Origin of the sequence: Streptomyces sp. NBC_01431 (assembly GCF_036231355.1) — a bacterium.
Classification (GTDB): domain Bacteria; phylum Actinomycetota; class Actinomycetes; order Streptomycetales; family Streptomycetaceae; genus Streptomyces.
The window spans coordinates 739,796-760,384 of the sequence record NZ_CP109496.1 but is presented as its reverse complement, the minus strand read 5'-3'; the positions used below and the strand labels follow the sequence as shown (position 1 = coordinate 760,384).

At 70.7% G+C, this 20,589-nt stretch carries 19 protein-coding genes; 10 read left to right on the top strand and 9 right to left on the bottom strand.

Going from position 1 to position 20,589, the window contains the following annotated elements; all coding sequences use genetic code 11:
- The first annotated feature begins 24 nt into the window (after positions 1–24).
- The 8 genes from OG522_RS03705 to OG522_RS03670 all read left to right on the top strand — a co-directional run bounded on the left by OG522_RS03705 (position 25) and on the right by OG522_RS03670 (position 7,507).
- Positions 25–2,520 (top strand): sensor histidine kinase, encoded by a 2,496-nt coding sequence (locus OG522_RS03705; RefSeq protein WP_329461466.1) that lies wholly within the window; start codon positions 25–27, stop codon positions 2,518–2,520.
- Positions 2,517–3,020, top strand: coding sequence for a roadblock/LC7 domain-containing protein (locus OG522_RS03700; RefSeq protein WP_329461465.1), 504 nt, complete (start codon positions 2,517–2,519; stop codon positions 3,018–3,020). Before OG522_RS03705 ends, OG522_RS03700 begins: the two co-directional genes overlap by 4 nt.
- Positions 3,017–3,433 carry a DUF742 domain-containing protein gene (locus OG522_RS03695; RefSeq protein WP_329461464.1) on the top strand — a complete coding sequence of 139 codons (417 nt, stop codon included), beginning with the start codon at positions 3,017–3,019 and terminating at the stop codon, positions 3,431–3,433. Before OG522_RS03700 ends, OG522_RS03695 begins: the two co-directional genes overlap by 4 nt.
- On the top strand, positions 3,414–4,007 hold the full coding sequence (locus tag OG522_RS03690; RefSeq protein ID WP_329461463.1) for a GTP-binding protein: 594 nt from the start codon (positions 3,414–3,416) through the stop codon (positions 4,005–4,007). Before OG522_RS03695 ends, OG522_RS03690 begins: the two co-directional genes overlap by 20 nt.
- A 125-nt stretch (positions 4,008–4,132) precedes the next feature.
- Positions 4,133–4,546: a roadblock/LC7 domain-containing protein gene (locus OG522_RS03685; protein ID WP_329461462.1), complete on the top strand. Its 414-nt coding sequence runs from the start codon at positions 4,133–4,135 to the stop codon at positions 4,544–4,546.
- A gap of 124 nt (positions 4,547–4,670) precedes the next feature.
- A complete protein-coding gene (locus tag OG522_RS03680; protein WP_329461461.1) occupies positions 4,671–5,639 on the top strand; it encodes a DUF6397 family protein in 969 nt (322 codons plus the stop codon).
- A 105-nt stretch (positions 5,640–5,744) separates the two neighbouring features.
- Positions 5,745–6,680, top strand: coding sequence for an ATP-grasp domain-containing protein (locus tag OG522_RS03675; RefSeq protein ID WP_329461460.1), 936 nt, complete (start codon positions 5,745–5,747; stop codon positions 6,678–6,680).
- A 5-nt stretch (positions 6,681–6,685) separates the two neighbouring features.
- Positions 6,686–7,507 carry an ATP-grasp domain-containing protein gene (locus tag OG522_RS03670; RefSeq protein WP_329461459.1) on the top strand — a complete coding sequence of 274 codons (822 nt, stop codon included), beginning with the start codon at positions 6,686–6,688 and terminating at the stop codon, positions 7,505–7,507.
- Between the two features lie 36 nt (positions 7,508–7,543).
- Here the strand turns inward: OG522_RS03670 and OG522_RS03665 are convergent, their stop codons facing one another.
- Together OG522_RS03665 and OG522_RS03660 are read right to left on the bottom strand one after the other, a co-directional pair.
- Positions 7,544–8,152, bottom strand: a complete 609-nt coding sequence (locus OG522_RS03665) for a histidine phosphatase family protein (RefSeq protein ID WP_329461458.1) — start codon at positions 8,150–8,152, stop codon at positions 7,544–7,546.
- 340 nt (positions 8,153–8,492) lie between these two features.
- Entirely contained in the window at positions 8,493–8,924 is a 432-nt protein-coding gene (locus OG522_RS03660) for a DUF2000 domain-containing protein (protein WP_329461457.1), read from the bottom strand.
- Between the two features lie 49 nt (positions 8,925–8,973).
- On the opposite strand from OG522_RS03660, the gene OG522_RS03655 reads away from it, so the two are divergent.
- Entirely contained in the window at positions 8,974–9,774 is an 801-nt protein-coding gene (locus OG522_RS03655; RefSeq protein ID WP_329461456.1) for an AraC family transcriptional regulator, read from the top strand.
- A gap of 9 nt (positions 9,775–9,783) precedes the next feature.
- Here OG522_RS03655 and OG522_RS03650 read toward each other — a convergent pair whose 3' ends face one another.
- From OG522_RS03650 to OG522_RS03625, 6 genes are all read right to left on the bottom strand, one after another.
- A complete protein-coding gene (locus OG522_RS03650; protein WP_329461455.1) occupies positions 9,784–10,383 on the bottom strand; it encodes a hypothetical protein in 600 nt (199 codons plus the stop codon).
- Positions 10,380–11,627 carry an MAB_1171c family putative transporter gene (locus tag OG522_RS03645; RefSeq protein WP_329461454.1) on the bottom strand — a complete coding sequence of 416 codons (1,248 nt, stop codon included), beginning with the start codon at positions 11,625–11,627 and terminating at the stop codon, positions 10,380–10,382. Before OG522_RS03645 ends, OG522_RS03650 begins: the two co-directional genes overlap by 4 nt.
- Positions 11,628–11,704: 77 nt before the next feature.
- On the bottom strand, positions 11,705–12,385 hold the full coding sequence (locus tag OG522_RS03640; RefSeq protein WP_329461453.1) for a toxin: 681 nt from the start codon (positions 12,383–12,385) through the stop codon (positions 11,705–11,707).
- 80 nt (positions 12,386–12,465) lie between these two features.
- Complete coding sequence (locus OG522_RS03635) at positions 12,466–12,924, bottom strand: hypothetical protein (protein ID WP_329467469.1); 459 nt, start codon at positions 12,922–12,924, stop codon at positions 12,466–12,468.
- Positions 12,925–13,408: 484 nt separating this feature from the next.
- On the bottom strand, positions 13,409–13,975 hold the full coding sequence (locus OG522_RS03630) for a DUF2165 domain-containing protein (RefSeq protein ID WP_329461452.1): 567 nt from the start codon (positions 13,973–13,975) through the stop codon (positions 13,409–13,411).
- Positions 13,976–14,530: 555 nt separating this feature from the next.
- Positions 14,531–16,813, bottom strand: a complete 2,283-nt coding sequence (locus OG522_RS03625) for a D-alanyl-D-alanine carboxypeptidase (RefSeq protein ID WP_329461451.1) — start codon at positions 16,811–16,813, stop codon at positions 14,531–14,533.
- A 649-nt stretch (positions 16,814–17,462) separates the two neighbouring features.
- Between OG522_RS03625 and OG522_RS03620 the strand changes: the two genes are divergently transcribed.
- The gene (locus tag OG522_RS03620; RefSeq protein WP_329461450.1) at positions 17,463–19,304 is read left to right on the top strand and encodes an immunity 49 family protein; all 1,842 of its coding nucleotides are present in this window, start codon (positions 17,463–17,465) and stop codon (positions 19,302–19,304) included.
- Here OG522_RS03620 and OG522_RS03615 read toward each other — a convergent pair.
- A complete protein-coding gene (locus OG522_RS03615) occupies positions 19,267–20,274 on the bottom strand; it encodes a LacI family DNA-binding transcriptional regulator (protein ID WP_329461449.1) in 1,008 nt (335 codons plus the stop codon). The two genes, OG522_RS03620 and OG522_RS03615, sit on opposite strands and share 38 nt — an antisense overlap.
- Between the last annotated feature and the right edge of the window lie 315 nt (positions 20,275–20,589).

The following is a 20,589-nucleotide window of genomic DNA, read 5'->3' as shown; positions in this document are numbered from 1 at the left end:
CCCGACCCGTAAGCCAGGAGATCCGTGCGCACACCCCGCAAGACACCGGATGCCGAACCCCCACCCGCCGTTGGGGCCCGCGGCCGGCGCGCCCACGCAGGACCGCCGGCCGTCGACGAACACCCCGCGGCGTCGGCGCCCGCGGCCCAAGACGCCGAAGCACGGTGGCGGCTGCGCCCGCGCACCGTACGCGCCAAGATCGTCTCGCTGCTCATGGTGCCCGTCGTCTCCCTGCTCGCCCTATGGGGCTTCGCCACCGTGACCACCGCGCAGGACCTGTCCGCGCTGCGCCACGCGCGCCGCGTGGACGAGCAGGTCCGCGGGCCCGTCACGGCCGTCGTGGCACAACTCCAGGCCGAACGACGCGCCGCAGTACGGTACTTGGCGGACCCCGCCGCCGACCGGGCCGCCGAACTCGACCAGCAGGCCCAGCGCACCGACACCGCGGTCGCAAGGCTCCGCCTCGACCGGAACCACACCGTCGCCGACGCCGGAGACCTGCCCGCAGTCGCCGCCGCACGCCTTCGCGAGCTCGTCACCCAGGCCCGGAAACTGCCCGTGCTGCGCGCCCGCGTCCACGCCCGCGGCACCGCATGGGACGCCGCCTACCAGCAGTACACCGACACCGTCGGAGACGGCCTCGACGTCAACGGCGCGTTGGCCGGTCTCCAGGAACCGGCGCTCGGCGCCGAGGCGCGGGTCCTGTACGAAGTCGGCCGGGCGGGCGAAATGCTCGCCCGCGAGGACTCGTTGGTCTCCTCCGCTCAACTCGGCCGCACCTTCACGGTCGCCCACCTGCGAGGCCTGGCCGGTGCCGTCTACAGCCGCCGCACCCTCACCGAGGCGGCCACCGCGGACCTGACCGGGTCCGAACGTGCCGCCTGGACCGAGCTGAGCGGCCAGAGCGCGTACGCCGCTCTGCGCACCGCCGAGGACAGGATCCAGGCCGCCGAACCGGGCCGGGGGGCCGCGACCGCCGTGGACCCGGCCGTCTGGGACGCGGCAATGGGCACGGTGCGCACGGGACTCGCCGCCATCGAGACCGGAGCCACCACGACCGTCACCGCCCGCACGGATGCGTTCACGCACGGACTGCTCACCCCGTCAGGCGCGGCCGTCCTCTTCGGCCTCGCCGCCGTCGCCGCTTCCCTCGTCATCTCCGTACGCATCGGACGCGGCCTGGTGGTCGAGCTGATCAGCCTGCGCAACAGCGCTCTGGAGATCGCCCGGCGCAAACTCCCCACCGCCATGGGTCGGTTGAGGTCCGGGGAAACGCTCGACATCCAGGCGGAGGCGCCGCCGGGGCCGACGCCACGGGACGAGATCGCGCAGGTCGGCGAGGCCCTCGCCACCGTCCACCGCGCCGCCCTGTCGGCAGCCGTGGAACGCGCCGAACTCGCCAGCGGGATCTCGGGCGTCTTCGTCAACCTCGCCCGCCGCAGCCAGGTTCTCGTCCACCGCCAGCTCAACCTGCTCGACAGCATGGAACGGCGCGCCGAGGACCCCGGTGAGCTCGGTGACCTGTTCCGCCTCGACCACCTCACCACCCGCATGCGTCGGCACGCGGAGTCCCTGATCATTCTGTCCGGTGCCGCGCCCGGCCGCGCCTGGAGCGTGCCGGTCCCGCTGACCGATGTCGTACGCGCCGCCGTCTCCGAGATCGAGGACTACGCCCGCGTGGAGGTGCGCCGACTCCCCGAGGCGGCCGTCACCGGCGGCGCCGTCGCCGACCTCACCCACCTGCTCGCCGAACTCGTCGAGAACGCCGCCCAGTTCTCGCCCCCGCACACCAAGGTCCGGGTCAGCGGCGAACCCGTCGGCAACGGATACGCCCTCGAAATCGAGGACCGCGGGCTCGGCATGGGCCGGGAGACCCTGGACGAGGCCAACCGGCGGATCGAGCAGTCCGAGGCGCTCGACCTCTTCGACAGCGACCGGCTCGGCCTCTTCGTCGTCAGCCGCCTCGCCGCCCGCCACGCCATCAAGGTGCACCTGAGCAGCTCACCGTACGGCGGCACCACCGCGGTCGTCCTTTTGCCGACCGGGCTCCTCCAATCCGCGCTCCCGGCCGCTTCCCACCCTCGGCGAGCCACCGCCCGCGACCGCGAAGAGCGCCCTCGCGCCGAGCCGCGCACGCTGTGCGACACGCCACTCGCCGGCCCGCGACCGGCCCTGGACGCCCAGCACGAGCCCCCGGGCGCGAGGCCGGAGCCGCCCGCGACCCCGCCCGGCATCACCACCTTGCGCCAACGGGCCCGCGGTATCGCCCCCGACAGCGCAGAGCACGAACTCCCGCGCCGGATACGGCAGGCGAGCCTCGCCCCCCAACTGCGCGCGACCCCCTCACCCGAGGCCGACACCGGCCCGGACGACACGGCGCCCACGCCCGAACAGGCGCGGGACCGCATGACCGCCTACATGGGCGGCTGGGCCCGCGGCGGCGCCTGGGGCACCGCCGCCAGGACTCCCGCGTCGGGCGCGCCCGGCAGCGACGACACGAGCGAAGGAAACCGCGCATGATCGACCACCAGAGACTCGACGCCCCGCACCACCGTCCCGGCCCGGATTCGGGACCCGGCTCAAGCTCCGGAACGGGTGAACTCGACTGGCTGCTCGACGACTTGGTCCAGCGCGTCGGCGAAGTCCGCCATGCCGTCGTGCTGTCCAACGACGGCCTCGCCGTCGGCGCTTCCAGCGCGCTGACCCGCGAGGACGCCGAGCACCTCGCCGCCGTCGCTTCCGGTTTCCACAGCCTCGCCAAAGGAGCGGGCCGCCACTTCCACGCCGGAGGCGTGCGCCAGACCATGGTCGAGATGGACGACGGCTTCCTCTTCGTCGCGGCCGCCGGAGACGGCTCCTGCCTCGCCGTGCTGTCCTCGCTCACCACCGACATCGGACTCATCGCGTACGAAATGGCCCGCCTGGTCAAGCGCGTCGGCGAACACCTCTACACACCGCCGCGCCACATCGTGCGCCCCCCCGGCGGCCGGTTGACCGGAAAACGGACGCCACCCCCATGAACGAACCACCGTCGGACGACCCCGTGCAGCAACCGAGACGCTGGTACGACGCCGACGCGGGGCCGCTGGTCCGCCCGTACGCCATGACCGGCGGTCGGACCGCGCCGGGCGCCGGTGGCGTGCGCCTCGACCTCATCGCGCTGGTCGCCCTCGCCGTGCCGGGAGGACCGGAGCCCGCCGAGGAGTCCCTGCTCGGCCCCGAGCATCTGGCTCTGCTCGCCCTGTGCCACAAGGAGAGCCAGTCCGTCGCCGAACTCGCCGCCGACTCGGACCTGCCGGTCGGGGTCGTCCGCGTTCTCGTCGGGGACCTGGTCGCAGCCTCCCACGTGGTCGTCAGCCGACCCGTGCCACCGGCCCAGCTACCCGACGACAAGATCCTGAGAGAAGTGATCAATGGCCTCCGAGCCCTGTGAACCCACCCCCGCCCTCGCGTTGAAGATCCTGGTCGCGGGCGGATTCGGAGTGGGCAAGACCACCCTGGTCGGAGCGGTCAGCGAGATACGGCCGCTGCGCACCGAGGAACCGCTGAGCGAGGCCGGGCAGTGCGTGGACGACACCGGTGGCGTCGACCAGAAGACCACGACCACGGTCGCCATGGACTTCGGCCGGATCACCATCCGGTCGGGTCTGTCCCTGTACCTGTTCGGAACGCCGGGGCAGGATCGTTTCTGGTTCCTGTGGGACGAGCTCTCCCAAGGGGCGCTGGGCGCGGTCGTCCTCGCGGACACCCGCCGCCTGGAGGACTGCTTCCCGGCGGTCGACTACTTCGAGCACCGCCGCATCCCGTTCGTCGTCGCCGTCAACTGCTTTGCCGGAGCCCGTACTTACGGCACCGCGGACGTCTGCGCGGCCCTCGATCTCGACCACGGCACGCCGGTCGTGCTGTGCGACGCCCGAGAGCGCGACTCCGGCAAGGAGGTGCTGATCCGGCTCGTCGAATACGCCGGGCGCAGGCACGCCGCGCGGCTGCTCGACTCGGTCGGCTGACGCCGGCCGTGGCGACGGCGCCGCGCGACTCCCCGGCATCGCGGACTGCTTGCCCGTGGCGCGCCGGTGGGGAAGGGTGGCAGGAGAACGGGGAAACGGGGAACGCGTCACCGGGGAGGCCTGACATGGCACTGAACAAGGAACTCGACTGGCTGCTGGACGATTTGACCCGACGGGTCGAGCACGTACGCCACGCGATCGTGCTGTCCAACGACGGTCTGGTCACCGGCGCCAGTGACGGCCTCGAACGCGAGGACGCGGAACACCTCGCCGCGGTCTCCTCCGGCCTGCACAGCCTCGCCAAGGGCTCGGGCCGGCACTTCCGGGCCGGCAAGGTCCGCCAGACCATGGTCGAATTCGACGAGGGCGTCCTGTTCGTCACCGCCGCGGGCGACGGCAGCTGCCTGTGCGTGCTGAGCACCGAGGAGGCCGACATCGGTCAGATCGCCTACGAGATGACCCTGCTGGTCAACCGTGTCGGAGAGCACCTGTCGGTGGCCGCGCGGCAGCCCGGCAACTTCGACACCCCAGAGCTCTGAACTGGCATTGCCCGCCGTGGCTTTGAGTTATCCACAGGCCGGGCGGGAGGTCGGCAGGGCGGGTTACGGTCGTCACCGAGAGTATTCGTCTCTCGGCTGATCGTTCCTCACGGGGGAGGACCCGATGACCGTAGTCACGACCAGGAGTGCCGTTGTACGCGCTGATGCCGCCGGGGTGGCGGCCCCGGCCGGGCCGCGGCTCGCACCGAGTGTCGCGGCCCGCGAACTGGAGCTCAGGCGGGCCGAGTTCGAGCTGGCCGTCCAGCTCGGCCACATCCGCACCGTGCCGGATCCGAACGGCGGGCAGCGCCGCGTCACCGCGCGCGAGGTCGCCCGGCTGAAGGCGGTACGGGGCTTCCCGGAGGCGCTGCGCGAACGGGTGCGCACCGTCGGCACCCGCGAAGGCGCCGAGCTGCTCGGTGTCGCCCCGGGGCGCTTCACCAAACTGGCCCGCACGGGCCACCTCACTCCCGTGCGGTGTTACCTCAACCGCTACCGGGCCATCGTCTGGCTCTACCTCGCCGACGAACTGGTTGAACTCGCCCTGCGGGAGCCCGAGTTGCTGATCGGCCGCCATCCGGAGCCGGACGGCTGTCAGGACTGGCGGGCGCGCAACTGGCGCGGGCGCAGGATCGCCATGCTGGCCCGCCAGACCGACGACCAGTGGGAACAGGCAGCCGCCGTCGCCTCCGCCCTCGACAACGCACACCTGGCGGAGATCGTCCGTGATCCGTACGAACGAGCCTGCCTGCGCCGCCTGAAACCGGAGACGTTCCGGTTCCACCCGGAATCCACCACCGCCCAGGCCCTGGTCGACGGCCTGCTCCTCGCGGAGGAGCCGGACGAGATCGAGTGGTACCGGCTGCGCCTGGTGGAGGCCTTGGCGGACGCGCGGGACCAGGGCCCGGCCCCGCGGCCGATCGTGGCTCCCGCCGAGGATCGCCATGCCCCCGCGCCCACGGCACAGCACGCCTCGCGGCCCCTGGTGCACAACCCTCCGCCGGTGACGCGCAGTGCACCATGCCCCGCCGCGGCCGACGGACGACCGCCGGTACAGCGAAGTCTGCTGCGCCGACTACGGCGGGGAAAGTAGGCGGACCGGGGTGGGCGGCAACCCCACCGCGGTTCATGACATCCTGTGACGTCACAGCTCGCCGGACGGGATCGGCGGACGTCCGGGGGTTACTGGGGAAGGTCGATGAGGCTCTGCTTTCTGGTGGAAGAGCACTACCGCCATGACGGCATGCCCGTGGAGGTGATCCGCCAACTCGCCGCCTGGGGTCACCAGGTCGATGTGGTGCGGCCTGGCGGTTCGCTGCTGCGGATCTCCGAGGCGGTCCGCGCGGGCAGCCACGATGCCTGGGTGCTCAAGACGGTCTCCGGCGGCCCGGGGCTGCCGCTCCTGGAAGCCGCCGCAGCCGTCGGCCTGACCACGGTGAATGACGCGCGCTCCATCCGCGGTGTGCGGGACAAGGCACTCGCGGCGGCGATCGGCCGCAGTCGCGGGCTGCCCGTGCCGATGACCTACGCGGCGGCCCGGCCCGAACTGCTCGCGGAGATACCCGAGTCCGAGTTCCCCCTGGTGGTGAAGCCCGCTGACGGGAGTTCGGGGCGAGCGGTGCACCTCGTGCCGTCGCCGGCCCGGCTGGCCGCGATGCTGCCGGCCCTCGCGGGGGAGGGCATGCTGATAGCCCAGCCGTACGTCCCCAACTCGGGCATCGACCTCAAGGTGTACTGCGTCGGCGGAGAGCTGTATGCGACGGAGCGCCGCTCCCCGCTCCATCCCGACCAGGGGGTACGCGAGCGGCACGTCCCGCTGCCCGCCGAGGTGGCCGCCATCGTCGACCAGGTCGGTGCGGTCTACGGCCTCGACCTGTACGGCGTGGACGTGCTGCTCGGTCCGGACGGGCCGGTCGTGGTGGACGTGAACGACTTCCCGAGCTTCCGTCAGGTTCCGGACGCGGCGGCCAGGGTGGCCCGCGCCGTACTCGAACTGGCCCGCACCGGCAGCGAGGCCGCCGCGGCGGCCTTCGTCCCCGGGGGAGGGATACCGGAGCAGCCCGTCGGGGGCGGCGGGTCCGTGGGCAGGGCAGAGCCGGTGCGTACCTCGGCAGCGGCGGGCGAGGTCCGGTGAAGACCATGACGACGGTCGGCCTGATCACGCCGGACCCGGAGCATCCGCTGCTCGCCGCCACCACGGAGCTGCTGCGTCGCGAACACCGGGTGGTGGCGGTGGACCCGCGGCTGCCCGGCCCCACGGCGAGTGCGGCGCCGGGCCTGCTCGCGGATGTCTACCTGCTCAAGGCCCGTACGCCCCGCGCTCTCGCGCTGGCCCGCGGCCTGGAGGCACAGGGTGTCCCGGTGCTGAACTCGGCGGCCGCGACCGCCCTGTGCCAGGACCGTACGGCGATGTGGGAGCTGGCCCGGGAGGCGGAGCTGCCGTTCTCGGCGACCCGCACCTTCGCCACGCTCGCCGAGATCGCGGCTGCCGGGGGCCCGGTCGGCCCGCTGGTGGTGAAGAGCCGCCACAGCAGGCGACACGACCTCGTGGCCCGGATCGACAGTCGTGACCAGCTCGACGCACTGGTCGGCGCATGGGCGGACGAACCGGTGGTGACGCAGGAGTTCGCCGAGAACAGCGGCTATGACCACAAGCTGTGGGTGATCGACGGTCAGGTCTTCGCGGCGCTGCGCCGCTCAGAGCTGTCAGCCGAAGGTCTCGGCCCGAGCTTGCCGCTCACCGCGGGTGAACTGCCCCCGGGCTGGGCCGAGTTGGCGGTCGAGGTCGGCAGGATCTTCGCGCTCGACGTCTATGGGGTAGATGTCATAGACACGGGCGGTGGAGTCCCGCTGATCGTGGACGTCAACGCGTTCCCCGGCATCCGCGGGCAGAGCGGCGCCCCCGCGGCCCTGGCGGCGCTGGCGCTGCGCAGGGCCCGCGAGTCGGTCGCGGCGGCCTGAACCGGGCGTCCCGAACCTGCCAGTCGGCCGGCGCGGTCAGTGCGCCGTGTTCTGGGTTCCGGCGTTCCATGCGGTGATCACCGGGCGGCCGTGTTCACGGCCGAGCCGGGACACCGTACCCGTGTCGAGGACGAACAGGGCGCCACCGGAGGCAGGGAGTCCGAGGTAGCGGGCGGTGAGGACGCGCAGGGTGTGGGAGTGGGCGAAGAGCACGACGTCCTCGTCGCTCGCGCGCAGGGCGGCCGCGGCCTCGGCCAGGACCCGGTCGACCCGCTCACCCACCTCGGCCGGGCTCTCTCCCGGATGATCGGCGGGGCCGGGCGCGACACCGTCGGTCCACAGGTTCCAGTCGGGTCGGCCGCGATGGATGTCGACCGTCTTGATGCCCTCGTAGCCGCCGTAGTCCCATTCGTGGAGGTCCGGGGTGATACGGACATTTTTGAGACCGGCCAACTCGGCGGTGCGCAGGGCTCGTTGGAGCGGGCTCGCCAGGACGAGCCCGATGGGCCGGTCGGCGAGCAGAGGGGCGATCGAGCGGGCCTGCTCTTCTCCGTGCGCCGTGAGCGGCAGATCGGTGTAGCTCGTGTGACGACCCGAAATTGACCATTCGGTCTCCCCGTGACGTACGAGGATCAACTCACCCATGGCGGTGTATTCCGTTCTCCGTGCCTCATGCGCCGGACCCGTATCGATCCGGCCGTACGCGGGGACAACCTGCGGCGGAGCGTTCGCATTCCGCACGGTACGGCGTGTCCACCACCGAGATCCACGCGCCCCGGACCGCAGCACCGGGCCGGACAGCGAGGCGTGGGGGGCCGGGCCCGGATGCCCGCGGCCGGGGCCCGTGGAGAGGAGCGGGCCGATCTCGTACCGGCGCTCGACACCGAAACGATCACGGTGTTGCCGACGCCGGTCCCCGCCGGCCAGGAGCGCCATGGACGGTCTCCGTGCGCATTGCGGGGCCGGTCGTGCGGCTTCCCACCGGTCAGGGATGCATGCGGGCGCCCTTGAGAATCTTGTCCACCGCATTGCGCGGCCCGTAGACGGCCAGGCCGACCAGATCGAGGTCGGCGGCGGTGACGGCGCGGACCGCGGCCCGGTTGTCCCGGTCGTTGCCGGTGGCGAACAGGTCGCTCGTGAACACCGCCCGGGTCAGGCCGCGGCCCAGGGTGCGGGTGTGGGCGGCGCGCAGGACCTCCTTGCCGCCCTCGAAGACGAGGACCGGCTGACGGAACATCGGGAGATACGGGGTGTCGTCGGCATCGTGGTACGGCTCGCCGATCGTCTCGGGCAGCGCCGAGCCGAGCCCGCTGACCAGGAAGGCCGTCACATTGAGCCGTTGCCAGGTCTCCAGGTCGTCGCGCAGCAGCACCGCGATCTTGGTGTCGAAACGTACGGGCACACTCTCTGATGTCATGGAATGAGACTGCCGGGCCCGAACCCGCCGGGTCTTGTACGTTCCTTGCGTGACGGCAGGACAGGAGATCTCCGCTTGGCGACCCCGGGTCGCCGGGGTCGTGGAGGTCTTCCACGCCCGTTTCACCGAGCACGCCTATCCCATGCACGTCCACGACAGCTGGACGCTGCTCATCGTCGACGACGGCGCCGTGCGCTACGACCTGGACCGCCAGGAACACGGCACTCCCGGCAACGTCGTGACCCTGCTGCCGCCGGACGTACCGCACAACGGCTCCGCGGCCACCGCCCAGGGTTTCCGCAAGCGCGTCGTCTACCTCGACAGGACCCAGCTGGACGACCGTCTCATCGCGCCCGCCGTCGATGGCCCGGACCTGGCGGATCCCGTGCTGCGACATCGGGTCGGGCAGTTGCACACTGCCCTCGCGCACCGGGGCGAGGAACTGGAGGCCGAGAGCAGGCTCGCGCTCATCGCCGAGCGGTTGCGCGGCCACCTGCGCCCCCGGCTCGCACCCCGCCCACCGAGTACCGACCGCTCGGTGGCGCGGCGCCTGCGCGAACTCCTCGACGCCCGGACGGTCGACGGCGTGAGTCTGGAGGAGGCCGCGCGCCTGGTGCACGCGCACCCCACCCATCTGGTGCGTGCCTTCACCCGCGAGTTCGGCATCGCCCCACACCAGTATCTGACGGCCCGTCGGATCGACCGGGCCCGCGGGCTGCTCCTCGACGGACGGGCGCCCGGTGACGTGGCCCGCGCCACCGGGTTCTACGACCAGTCCCATCTGACCCGGCATTTCAAACGCGTGGTGGGCACGGCGCCGGGCCGCTACACCCGTTCCGGGCGCACCTGACGCCCCGCCTCAGACGAAAAGGAACGCCGCCGAGGTGGCCGCGCCCAGCGCGCCGCCCGCCACCGTCTGCGCGACCGTGTGGTACCGCAGGGCGACCCGGGACCAGCACACCGCGACCGTCATCGCGTAGGCGAGCAGCCACCACGGGGAGTGCACCACCGCGAGCAGGGCCACGACCGCCGATGCAACAGCGGCGTCCACCGAGATCTTCCAGACCGTGTTCACGGCCAGCAGGAAGATCGTCATGACCCACAGCGCGAGCATCGAGGCCAGGATGCCGGTCGGTGCGTGGCCGAGCACCATGACGACCGAACCCGCCCCGATCGAGCCGAGGATGACGAAGAAGATCGGCGCCCGCTTCGTCCGGTCGACCACGTGCCGGTCGCCCCAGGTACCTCGCTTGCGCTCCCACTCGATGTAGCCGGCCGGGATGAGCCCGGCACACAGGGCGCCGAGCAGCCCCCACAGCAGACCGGTCCACTCGCCGGCCGCGGCCAGACCAATGCCGAGCATCCCGGCGAGCAGTACGTTTCGGGGCTGCAGCACATCGGTGACGGCGCGGGCCGTGGCAGTCGTACGCCTCACGTCGTCGGTCAGGGTGTCGCTCACGCGGTCTTCTCCAGGGAGTTCAGAACGTTGCGGGCCCGCTCACCGCTCACCGTCCGGTAGGCGGCGGCCACCCGGACCAGCCAGGCGACTTCGCCGTCCTGGTCGGTGGCGTGCTTGGTCTCGACGGCCGCGGCGTCGCCCGCGGGAGCACCCTCGGCCTTGGCGGCGAGCGCCGCCTTGATCCAGTACGCCTCGGCCAACGGCTCCGCGTCGCGCGGCGCGGGGGCATCGTCGGATGCGGCCCGCTTGGCGGCCGGGAGCAGTCCGTCGGGTACATAGTGGCGCAGCTTCTCCACGGCGTCGGCGATGTCGGCGGCCCAACGGTCGATCCGCAGGTCGGCCGGGGTGCCGAAGCGTGTCAGTTCACGGGTCAGCGAGGCCGGCGGTTCGAAGGGCTGGTCGGGGAAGGCCGTCATCAGCTCCCGCCACAGCGGATGCAGCCGGGCCTGTGCCCGCCACAGCCGCACTCGGCGCCACCCCTTGCTGAACGCGGGGATCGAGGCGCCCAGCGCGAAGAACGCGAACAGGACCAGCTGCGCTGCTTCGGTGATCTCGTCGAACTTCAGGGCGAACGCCGGGCTCGGCCGGTCGGCGACGCTGACCCACATGAACAGGGTCCGGCTGACGGTGTATCCCACGCCGATGAACATGGCGAACGTCATCATGCCGAGCCCGATGCGCAGATGACGGGCCACGGCACCGGCGGTGGCGAGCGCCCACTGGTAGGCGCAGACGGCGGACGCGGCGCCCAAGTACAGGTAGAACACGCTCATGTAGAGCGTGGCGCCCCACTGCCCGGCGTGGTCCGAGACGAACCGGTCCGAGGCGTACGAGCGGTCGACGACGGTGAAGAAGAGCACGGTCAGCAGGACCAGCGTGGCGACGGATGCCTTGGTCGCCACCTGCTGGATCACCCGGGCGAACCGGACGTGGCGGGGGACGGCGCCGTCCTCCGGGAAGTGCCCGTAGATCGCGACGATGTAGCTGAGGATCGCCAGGATCGCGATGGTCGCCGTGTAGTGCTTGATCAGCACCGCGAGGTCCACGACGGGACTGTTGTTGAGCCCGATGCGTACGACCTTGGTCTTGGTCCACAGGGCGATGGCGAATCCGGCGTAGCAGCCCCACAGGGCGCGCCTGCGTTTGTCCTCCTCGTCACCCCACAGCGCGGCGGGCATGCGCCACAGGGCGACGGCAGTCATCAGGCCGGCTATGAGATAGCCGGCAAGGTCAAGCGCGGTCACGGGCATTCCTCGGGGTCACGAGTGAGGGGACGGGGGATGGAGCGGCGTGAGGGGCGGGGCGCAGGGGGTGAGCGGGGTCACGAGCGGCGGAAGAAGCCGCGGCGGCGGTGGGCGACCGGCCGGGAGAGGGAGTTGGCGAGCCGCCCGACCATGTCGTCGCTCGTCACGTCCCGGGCCATACGGGGAATGAGCGAGGCACCGAACTCCGCGATCCGCTCGTCGTGCGTGTCGTACTGGGCGCGCGCCTGGATCGGGCCACCCGCGCGGAACGCCTCGGCGACGGCGGGCGGCAGTCCATCAGCCTGGTCCCTCTGGTCCGTCTGCTCTGCATCGTCCGCCTGGTCCGCGGCGACCTCGGCGTGTCCGGGCCGGCGTTCGCCCGGCGCGGGGGCGCGGGGGGCCAGCACCCGGTTGATCAGCGAGGTGTTGAAGACGGGGAGCAGCTGGCGGAGCTGGTCCGCGCTCAGGGTCGTACCGTGGTCGAACCATTCGTGGCACAGCTCGTGCAGGATGACGTGCTGGGTCTGGTAGGCCGTCGGGCGCCGCCGGTAGAGGACGAAGCTGGTGCCGCCGGACTTGAGCCGGAGCCCGCAGGCCGCGTTCACCCGGGCCAGCCGGTCGGGCAGTTCGTGCAGCACGATGGTGCGGCCGCGGGCCTCTTCCATGTTCGCCACAAGACCCGGGATGCTGAACGGGGCCGGGATGGGAAGATCCGCCAGTCCGGCTTCGCACTCTCTCCGCAGCTCGCGCATGGACATTGAGACCTCTTGATCATAGTCACGCGTGTGTGACAAGCGGTCTGCGATCCTAGCCAATCATCATGAACACGCAGCGGCCCCTACCCGGACTGTCCGCCTGCGGCGGCTTCGGGCCCGTTGTCCCGCCCGTCCTTGTTGTCCTCAAGCAGGGAGAGGACGAACTGGAGCAGTTCCGGATCGAGCCCGTCGTCGTCCAGACCACGGCCCGCCAGCCCGCTGATCTCTCCGGTACGGCGCTTGGCGAGGAACTGGAGCCCCGCGACCACGTCGTCCACGACCTCGGACTCGTCCTTGAAGAACCGCCAGTCCACACCGAAACCGAGCCCGAGCGCCTTGAGGATCTCCTCGGACGGGTTGGTGACCTTGCCGGCGAGGATGTTGGAGAAGTAGCTGTGGGAGAGGGAGCCGCCCCGCTCCTTGACCAGATCGGCGAAGACCCGGCCGGAGATCTTCTCGCCGGGGAAGGTCTTCTCCACCATGTACTCGACCTTCTGCTGCAACGTCGTCAGCTCGGGCGTGCGCTCTTCGCCGTTGTCCATCAGGGTCCCCACGTCCACGTTCGCCGCTCGTGCGCTGTCCGACGATGCGAGATGTTCGATTCGGTCAACGGATTCGTACTTTAACCGACCTTGGTGAAAGAGCCGGGTCCGCGGGGGGAGCCCGTCGGCGGCCACGAACACTGGTGACAAAACGGAGCATCTTGCTCCGCGATCGGAACCGGACTTGCGTAAACACTCTACGTCACTGTTAACTCGAAAAAACACGAACAAGGAGCCACGAGGGGAGTTCCTTGCTCGAGTGGCTGCTGTGCCCTGGGCGCTTCATGCGTACCCAGGGCACAGCAGCGGCAAGCAGGCGTAGCCCTTCGCGACGGGGGACGCGCGAAGGGCTACACATGCATTATGCACGTTGTCTGTGCGGTTCGCGCCCCACAGTTGACCTGGAATCGACCGGATCGCTCAACTCCCGGTCGTATTCAGTCAGTTGTCGAGCGATAGTGTTCCAGCCATCCGGACCGGCGACTCACTCGTCCGACGGCTCGTTGCCGCGCAGGTGGACGACGACGAGGACGATGCCGGCCATCATGAAGTTGCGGGCGGCGGCTTCCAGGCCGTTCCAGGACTTGGACTGCCACATGGCGAACCACTCGCCGCCGACGGCGATGAACCCGGCACCGAACAACAGCAGCATCATCAGTAGTCCGACGCTGCTCAGCCGCCGGGCCCGCCCGAAACCGGACCGCCGCCGCAGTCCGCTGGTCCACGCCGCGGTCGCCGCTATGAGCACCAGGGCGGCCAGCGTCTCCCAGATGATGATCACTACGTACGCGATATCCTGAATCGTGCTCGATGTGATGGCCCGCCACATCAGGTCCGGATCCTTGAACGTGGTGTCCATCGCGAAGACGTGCCGGACGAACTGGCGGTTGGTGTCGAAGTCCGTGATGTTGCCGAAGGCGACGAGCGCTATGTACAGCGCGACGGTCGCGGTGAGCAGCGCCGCGGCAACCGGAAGCGCCGGCAGCGGCTTCCCGCTCGTGGGCGGCACCCCGGCCGTCCCGCGTGCCCCGAACCTGAATCGTGAGGTCATCCCGCACTCCCTTGTCGCACGGACCGAGCCGTGTCATGCGCCGACGCACGGGCTCTCCATGCGCGCGATGATCAGCATGCCCGTTTTCCATGGTGCCGGGTGCCACTGACAACTCAACCGACCTCGCGGGCGATCAGGTGGCACGCGACACACGCCGGGTCGACGGCGCCTCGTGGAAGGGGACTCTTGGGATCCGAACTCCCTTTCCTGGACCATGAGTTGACGATGGATCTGTCCAGGAGTTGACTCGGGCTGAAGACAGCGCACCAGGGAAGGGAGCGTGACCATGATCCTCGAACAGCCTGTTCCTCCCACGGCTCCACCGAGCCCACACCCCGCCCCGTTCATGACATCCCGCCCGGCGCCGACTACGCCGCCGCGCGCGGCCAATTGCAGCTGCGGGCCGAGCTGCCAGTGCGGCTGTCAGAACGGTGGACCCTGTCAGTGCGGGGGCGCCGTCCCCTGCTGACCTCGTGAAACGGCATGTGGCCCCGCCGGAGATCCGGCGGGGCCACATGCCGTGTGAGAAGCGCTTGGGCCGCGGCCCCTTCGGGGTCAGCCGATCCGGGTGAGCTTCGCGCCGAACGACGGTTCTGTCAGGTCGCTCTGCAGCGTGACCGGAACCTTCGCCTCGCCGGCGCCGCTGCCCACGGTCAGTGTGCCGACCTCGGTGCCGGCCTTCGCGGAGTGTGGCAACTCCTTGCCGCCGTCGGTCAGTTTGATGTCGACGGTGGCGCCCGACCAGACCGGAACCGTCAGGTCCTTGGCCGCCACGACCGGCACGCTGCCGCCGAGGCCGTCCTCCACCCGGCCGACCACCTCGCCCTTCTTCACCACCGTCTCGATCCTGAGCGCCTTGCCGGCGGCGAGGACGAGGCTCTTGCTCGCCGCGGTCGCGGTCTCGATGATGTTCGGCTTGTGCTGGCCGAACACGGCTCCGATGATCAGCTGCTTGCTGTCGCCGACCGTCTTCTCCGCTGCGAAGAGCAGATTGCCGCCCGCCTTGGTCGTGGACCCCGTCTTGATGCCCACGACGCCGTACAGCGGGACGAGCTTGTTGAAGTTGCGCTGCGTCCTGGCCGTCTCCACGGTGCCACCGCCGGATGTGGTGGTCGAGGTGTACGACGGCAGCTTGGCGATCTGCCGGAACATCGGATCGGCCATCGCCCGCTTTGCCAGTTTCACCTGGTCCTCGGCGGTGCTGACGGTGGACTCGATGAGCCCGCTCGCGTCGGTGTACGTGGTCTTGGTCATGCCGAGTTCCTTGGCGGTGTCGTTCATCTTCTTGATGAATGCCTCCTCCGTGGACGCGTCCCAACGGGCCAGCAGCCGAGCCACGTTGTTCGCCGACGGCAGCATGACGGCCTGCAGGGCCTCCAGTTCGGAGATCTGCTGGCCCGCCTTCACCTCGACGACCGACTCCTTCTCCTTGACGCCGTTGGTGTAGTCGTCCTGTGCCTTCTGGTCGACCGGGATCGAGGGCCCCTTGTCGCCGGACTTGAGCGGGTGGTCACGCAGAATGAGGTACGTGGTCATCACCTTGGCCACACTGCCGATGGGCAGCGGATTCATCTCCCCGTACGAACCCATGTGGCCGAGGCCGTTGATGTCCACCACTGCCTGGCCCTCGGACGGCCACGGCAGCGACAGCGCCCCACCGTCGGCGGTGTAGCCCGACTTTCCGGTGAGCTTGAGCGTCGGGGTGGGAAGCGGGCGCAGAGCCTGCACCGTGACCAGGACGATCGCGAGCAGAACGGCCAGGGTGCCCCAGATCTTGATCCTGCGGGTGAGCGTGCGGCCGAGCGTCTCGGGTTTCGGCGGCGTGTTCGTCAACTGCGCGAGGAGATCGAGCGGGGGCGGCGGCTCCGCCGCACCGCCGCTACCGGTCGCGGTCGCGGGTGCGGCAGCCTCGGGCGCGGGCGGCCGCGTCAGCGCCATCGTGCGGTCGCTGTCCACGCGGGGCGGCGCGGCGAACTCCCGGGTCCGTTCCGGCTCGTCGGAACCGGAACCGGAAGCGGAAGCGGGAGCGGATGCGGATGCGGGCGGAGGGGCGGCGGGGCGGGGCGAATCGTCCGGGCGCGGCCGGGGCGGGGGCGGCAGGTCCGGCTTCAGCGCGACGAACTCGCTGGTCCGCTCGGAGGACGACTCGTTCGCGGTGGGCGGGGTGGGCGAGGCGGGGGGAGCCGGGGCTGTGGTTTCGGATGCCGCACCGGGTTTGCGGGATGCCGAGTCAGGCTCGCGGGGGGCCACCCGGGCGGGGGTAACCGGGGCATTGGTTTCGGATGTCGCACTCGGTTCGTGGGATGCCGAGTCTGGCTCGCGGGGAGCCACCCGGGCGCGTACCACCGAAGGATCCTGCCCGGCTGACGCTTCGTCGGCGTCGGGCGTGGAGGTCGAGGAGGTCCTGGCGGGGGAGTGGGTCTGCTCGGCCTGCTGCGCTTGTTCGGTCTGCGAGGCCTGTGGCGTCTGCGAGGCTTGTTCGCTCCGCGAGCTGTCGGTTCGGGTTTCGTCGCCTGCGGGTTCGGCGGAAGACCCCTTGGCCGCGGTCGCTTCCGCTGTGGGCTCGTGGGCCGAAGGGCCGTTTACGGTCTTGTCCGCCGAAGGCGCAGCGGTCGAGGCGTGGTCCACTGTCGTGCCGGTGGAGGGCTCGTGGGTCGCGCTGTCGTCTGCGGTCGAGTCGGGGACGGGCTCGTGGGCGGAGGGGCTGTCCACGACTTCGTCACCCGAGGGCGCGGCCGTCGAGGTGTCGTCCACGGTCGTGCCGCCCGAGGTACCGGCGACCGGCTGGGTGGTCGCGGGCCCATTGGCCGAGGCCTCGTCCACAGCTTCGCCGTCCACAACTTCGTCGGCGGAAGTCTCGCTGCCGCCGGATCCGACCGCGCCAGTTCCGACCGCGCCAGATCCCACCCCGCCGGATCCGGCCGCGCGAGTCGACTGATCCCGAGTCGACTCATCCCGAGTCGGCTCGGGAGAGGCGGAGTTGGGGCCGGTCTCGGTCGGCCGGGTGGAGGCTGGAGCCGTCCGTTCCGAGGTCATTGCGGTTCGGGGGTCCCGGCCCTGCTCGGGACCCCGGTCAAGCCGTTCCCGCTCGGCCGGCTTCGCCGCTTCGTTGCCCGATGCCTCCTCCGTGCCGGAAAGCCCGCCCGCCTTCGCGCTGTTCTTCTCGTTCATACCTCGTGCAGCCCGCCTTGCTGATCTCGCCCTGTCCTCTGCGCTGTCGGCCGCCTAGACGTTCGGAACGTACGTAGACGTTCCAGTCGTAAGCCCTCACTTTCCGAGGAACCGTGCCCTTCGCCGTGCACGGTGGCCGAACCAGCAGCACCACGATCGCATGTCCGTATGACCAAACGATGACAAAGCCGCCCTGGGCGTCGACGTGTGGTCCAGCAAGCGCCCACCTGGGCGGACCGGCGATGGCGGGGGATTGTCAGACCCCCTTCCTATGCTGGCAGGGCAAGATCGAACGGGGACTCGTCGGGAGGCACGGATGAGGATCGAGCGCCATCAAGTCAGTGATGCCGCGCTGGCCGCGGCGGAGACCGGCTTCGCCGAGCGGATCGGCGCGGACGTGCACCGGATGCAGCACGACGAGCATCCGGCCGCGGGGTGGCGGATAGTGGCCGACGCCTTTCTGGACTACCTCGGCGCGCGATCCGTGCGCTTGCCCGAACTGGCCGGTAAGGACGCCGAGGTGGCGCTCGGCTCGGCGGCGGCAGCCGCGGTGGGGGTGCTGGAGCTGAGCGTGTTCCCCGGTCGGCGATTCGGTGTGCTGATCGACTATGTGGGGGCCGGAGTCTCCTACGGCGGTGAGTCCGATGACGACGGGGACCAGGTGCGGGTCAGACCGGTCCGCACCCACGAGTGGCTGACCGCCTTCTTCCTGGCGTACATCGCCAGGATCTGCGACCGCGAGGCCGAGGTGTTCATCGAAGCGGCACCGCCGTGGCGCGGGAACGAGGGGCGGGCCGATGTCGCGCTGGTCCATGCGTTGATGGCGTACGTCTTCGGCCATGAAGAAGGCCCGGACACGGCCGCACAACCAGGCCCTGTCCAGGACATCGAGAAGTGCGCGCTGATCGACATGGTCGTCGCCACGCTCGGCGACGGCGACGACTGGCCCGGCCTCCGCGCCGCCCTCAGTATCCTGAGGGCCCTGGCCGCGGCAGACGAAGCGGGCTTCACGCGCGACCTCGCGGCGCAGCTGGAGCAGCACCGGAGCCGCACCGCCGGCGCCAACGCCGGGCCCGGCAGCCTGCTCCCGCTCGACGCCATCGCGCTCATGGCGATGGCCCACGACCGGCACGGGTGGCGGCCCCGCATCGACTCCGGCTATCTGCCACGCGCGCTGGTGACGGGGTTCGCACCGGCCGCGCCGAGGGTCCGGGCTTGCGGCCGGGACAAGCGGGCCGGCGCCGTGGCCGCGCTCGCCACCGGACCCCTCGTGGTCGAGCGGCCGCCGCACCCTCTCGCGGCGCGGTCCACGAGCCCGGCGCCGTACGACGACTGCGCGGCGGAGGAGATGGCGCGCTTCCACGACTGGGCGGAGGAACCGAAACTGCTCGCGAGGGACCTCACCTCTCTCATGGGGGACCAGCGCCGGCGATTTCTCGTCCGGGCCGTGCACGACCCGGACGCGAGGGACCCGCGCCAGTACGAGGCACTGCTGCTGGGCGCCGAGGCCGGGGCGGGCGCGCTCCGAGTGGCGCGTGCCGAGCCCGGCACCGACGTGGAGGTCTCCATCGGCGGTACCACGCGGCCGTTGCCTGCGTGGCGCAGCTCCTACCGGCCCAATCCGCACCAGTGGCAGCAGGCCGTGGCCCTCGCGCTGACCGTCGGCGCGCGCCGGACCCTTGCCGACTGCGTACTGGTCGAACCAGGGTTCTTCGCGGAGGACGACTATCCCTCGCCCGGGGGTGCCTACTGCGCGGCGCTCCACGACTACCTGCGCGGCGTAGAACCGGAGCCCGCCGTGGACCACGCGCTGAGCACGGCCGCCCGGATGCGGAGCGCGGGCTTCCTCGGCCCACCGGTTGTGCTGCTGTCCCAACTGGTCCAGGGGGACCAGCAGGGCTTCGCGCTTGCGCTGGCCGACGCACTGGAGGAGCACCGCGAGCACTACACGGTCGGCGACCGGGGCAACGACATCGAGGCAGCCGTCAACCTCGACATCCTGGGCCTGGCCTGCCACGCCCGGCGGATCGGCTGGCCCGTCCCCATACGGTCGCCGTACCTGCCGGAGGGGCTGCTTCGCCGGGGCATGTCCACCGTCCCCGACGACCCTGCCCAGGTCCCTAATCCGGAGTACGCCTGCCGGCCCCCGAGCCCCTGATGATGAGTCGGGTCAGCAGAACGACGGAACGGGGAGCGGACCGGTCACCCTCGATGCGGGAGAACAACAGGTTCGCGGCCGTCGCGCCGAGCGCGACCGGGTCCTGGCTGACCACGCTGAGCGGCGGGCTGAGCCGGTCGGCCAGCGGGAAGTCGTCGAATCCGACGACGGCCACTCGGTCGGGGGAGCCGAGCCCGTCCATCACCCCGATGGTGATCAGGTCATTGGTGGTGAACAGGGCCGTGGGGGGATCGGGCAGCCTGCGCAGATCGGCCAGGGCGGACGCCGCATCCAACTGGGAGCGCAGTTCGTGGCGTACGAGAGCGGGGTCCTCGGGTATGCCGTGGGAGGCAAGGGCATCCAGGTAGCCGGCGTGGCGTTCGCGCTGGGTCCAGATGTCGAAGCGGTCGCCGAGGTAGGCGATACGGGTGTGGCCGTGGCCGAGTAGATGGCTGACGGCCCGTTCGGCCCCGGCCCTGTTGTCGACGGTCACGGTGTCGACGGCCAGGCCCCTGGCGGGCCGGTCCACGCAGACCACACAAGTGCCGCCGTCCATAGGCTGCTTGAGGAACCCATGGCCTGTGTTGGTGGGCACCAGAATGAGGCCGTCCACTTGGCGGGCGGTGAAGGCGGCTATGACCTCGCGTTCGCGCCGTGGCTCGTCGTTGGTGCTGCCGACCAGGACGAGGAAGCCGCGCCGGTGTGCCTCGTCCTCGACGGAGCGGGCCATGAGTGCGTAGAACGGGTTGGCCAGGTCGTCGACGACGAGCCCGATGGTGGAGGTGCGGAGGTTCTTCTGTCGCAGGTTGCGTGCGTTGTCGTTCCGCTGGTAGCCCAACTGCCGAACGGCCTGCTCGACTCGGGCAGCGGTGTCCGGGGAGACTCCGGGCTCGCCCGACACCGCGCGCGACACGGTCATGGGGCTCACGCCGGCCGCACGGGCCACGTCCTTCATCGTCGGGCGTTTCACGGGCCTCCTCATCGAGCGATCCGTGCCCGGGTCCGGCACGGCGACTGGTCGATGATGGCAGACCGGGCCGCTGGTCAGGCTGTTCACGGGAAGCTTGGGGCAGCCGGTGCGGATCAGCCGAGCATGCCGTCCACCACTTGGTAACGTTCCCATTCATGGCGGAGTGCATGAGCGGCCCATGATGACGAACCATCAAAAGCTATGAGATGGGCTGCAATTGATCGAATCACGGGTGATGCTGGGCACCCCAAAGGTGAACGGTGGGCTCAAATTCATCCCGCTCTCTTGACGGGTGGTCAGGGACACCTCAACAAT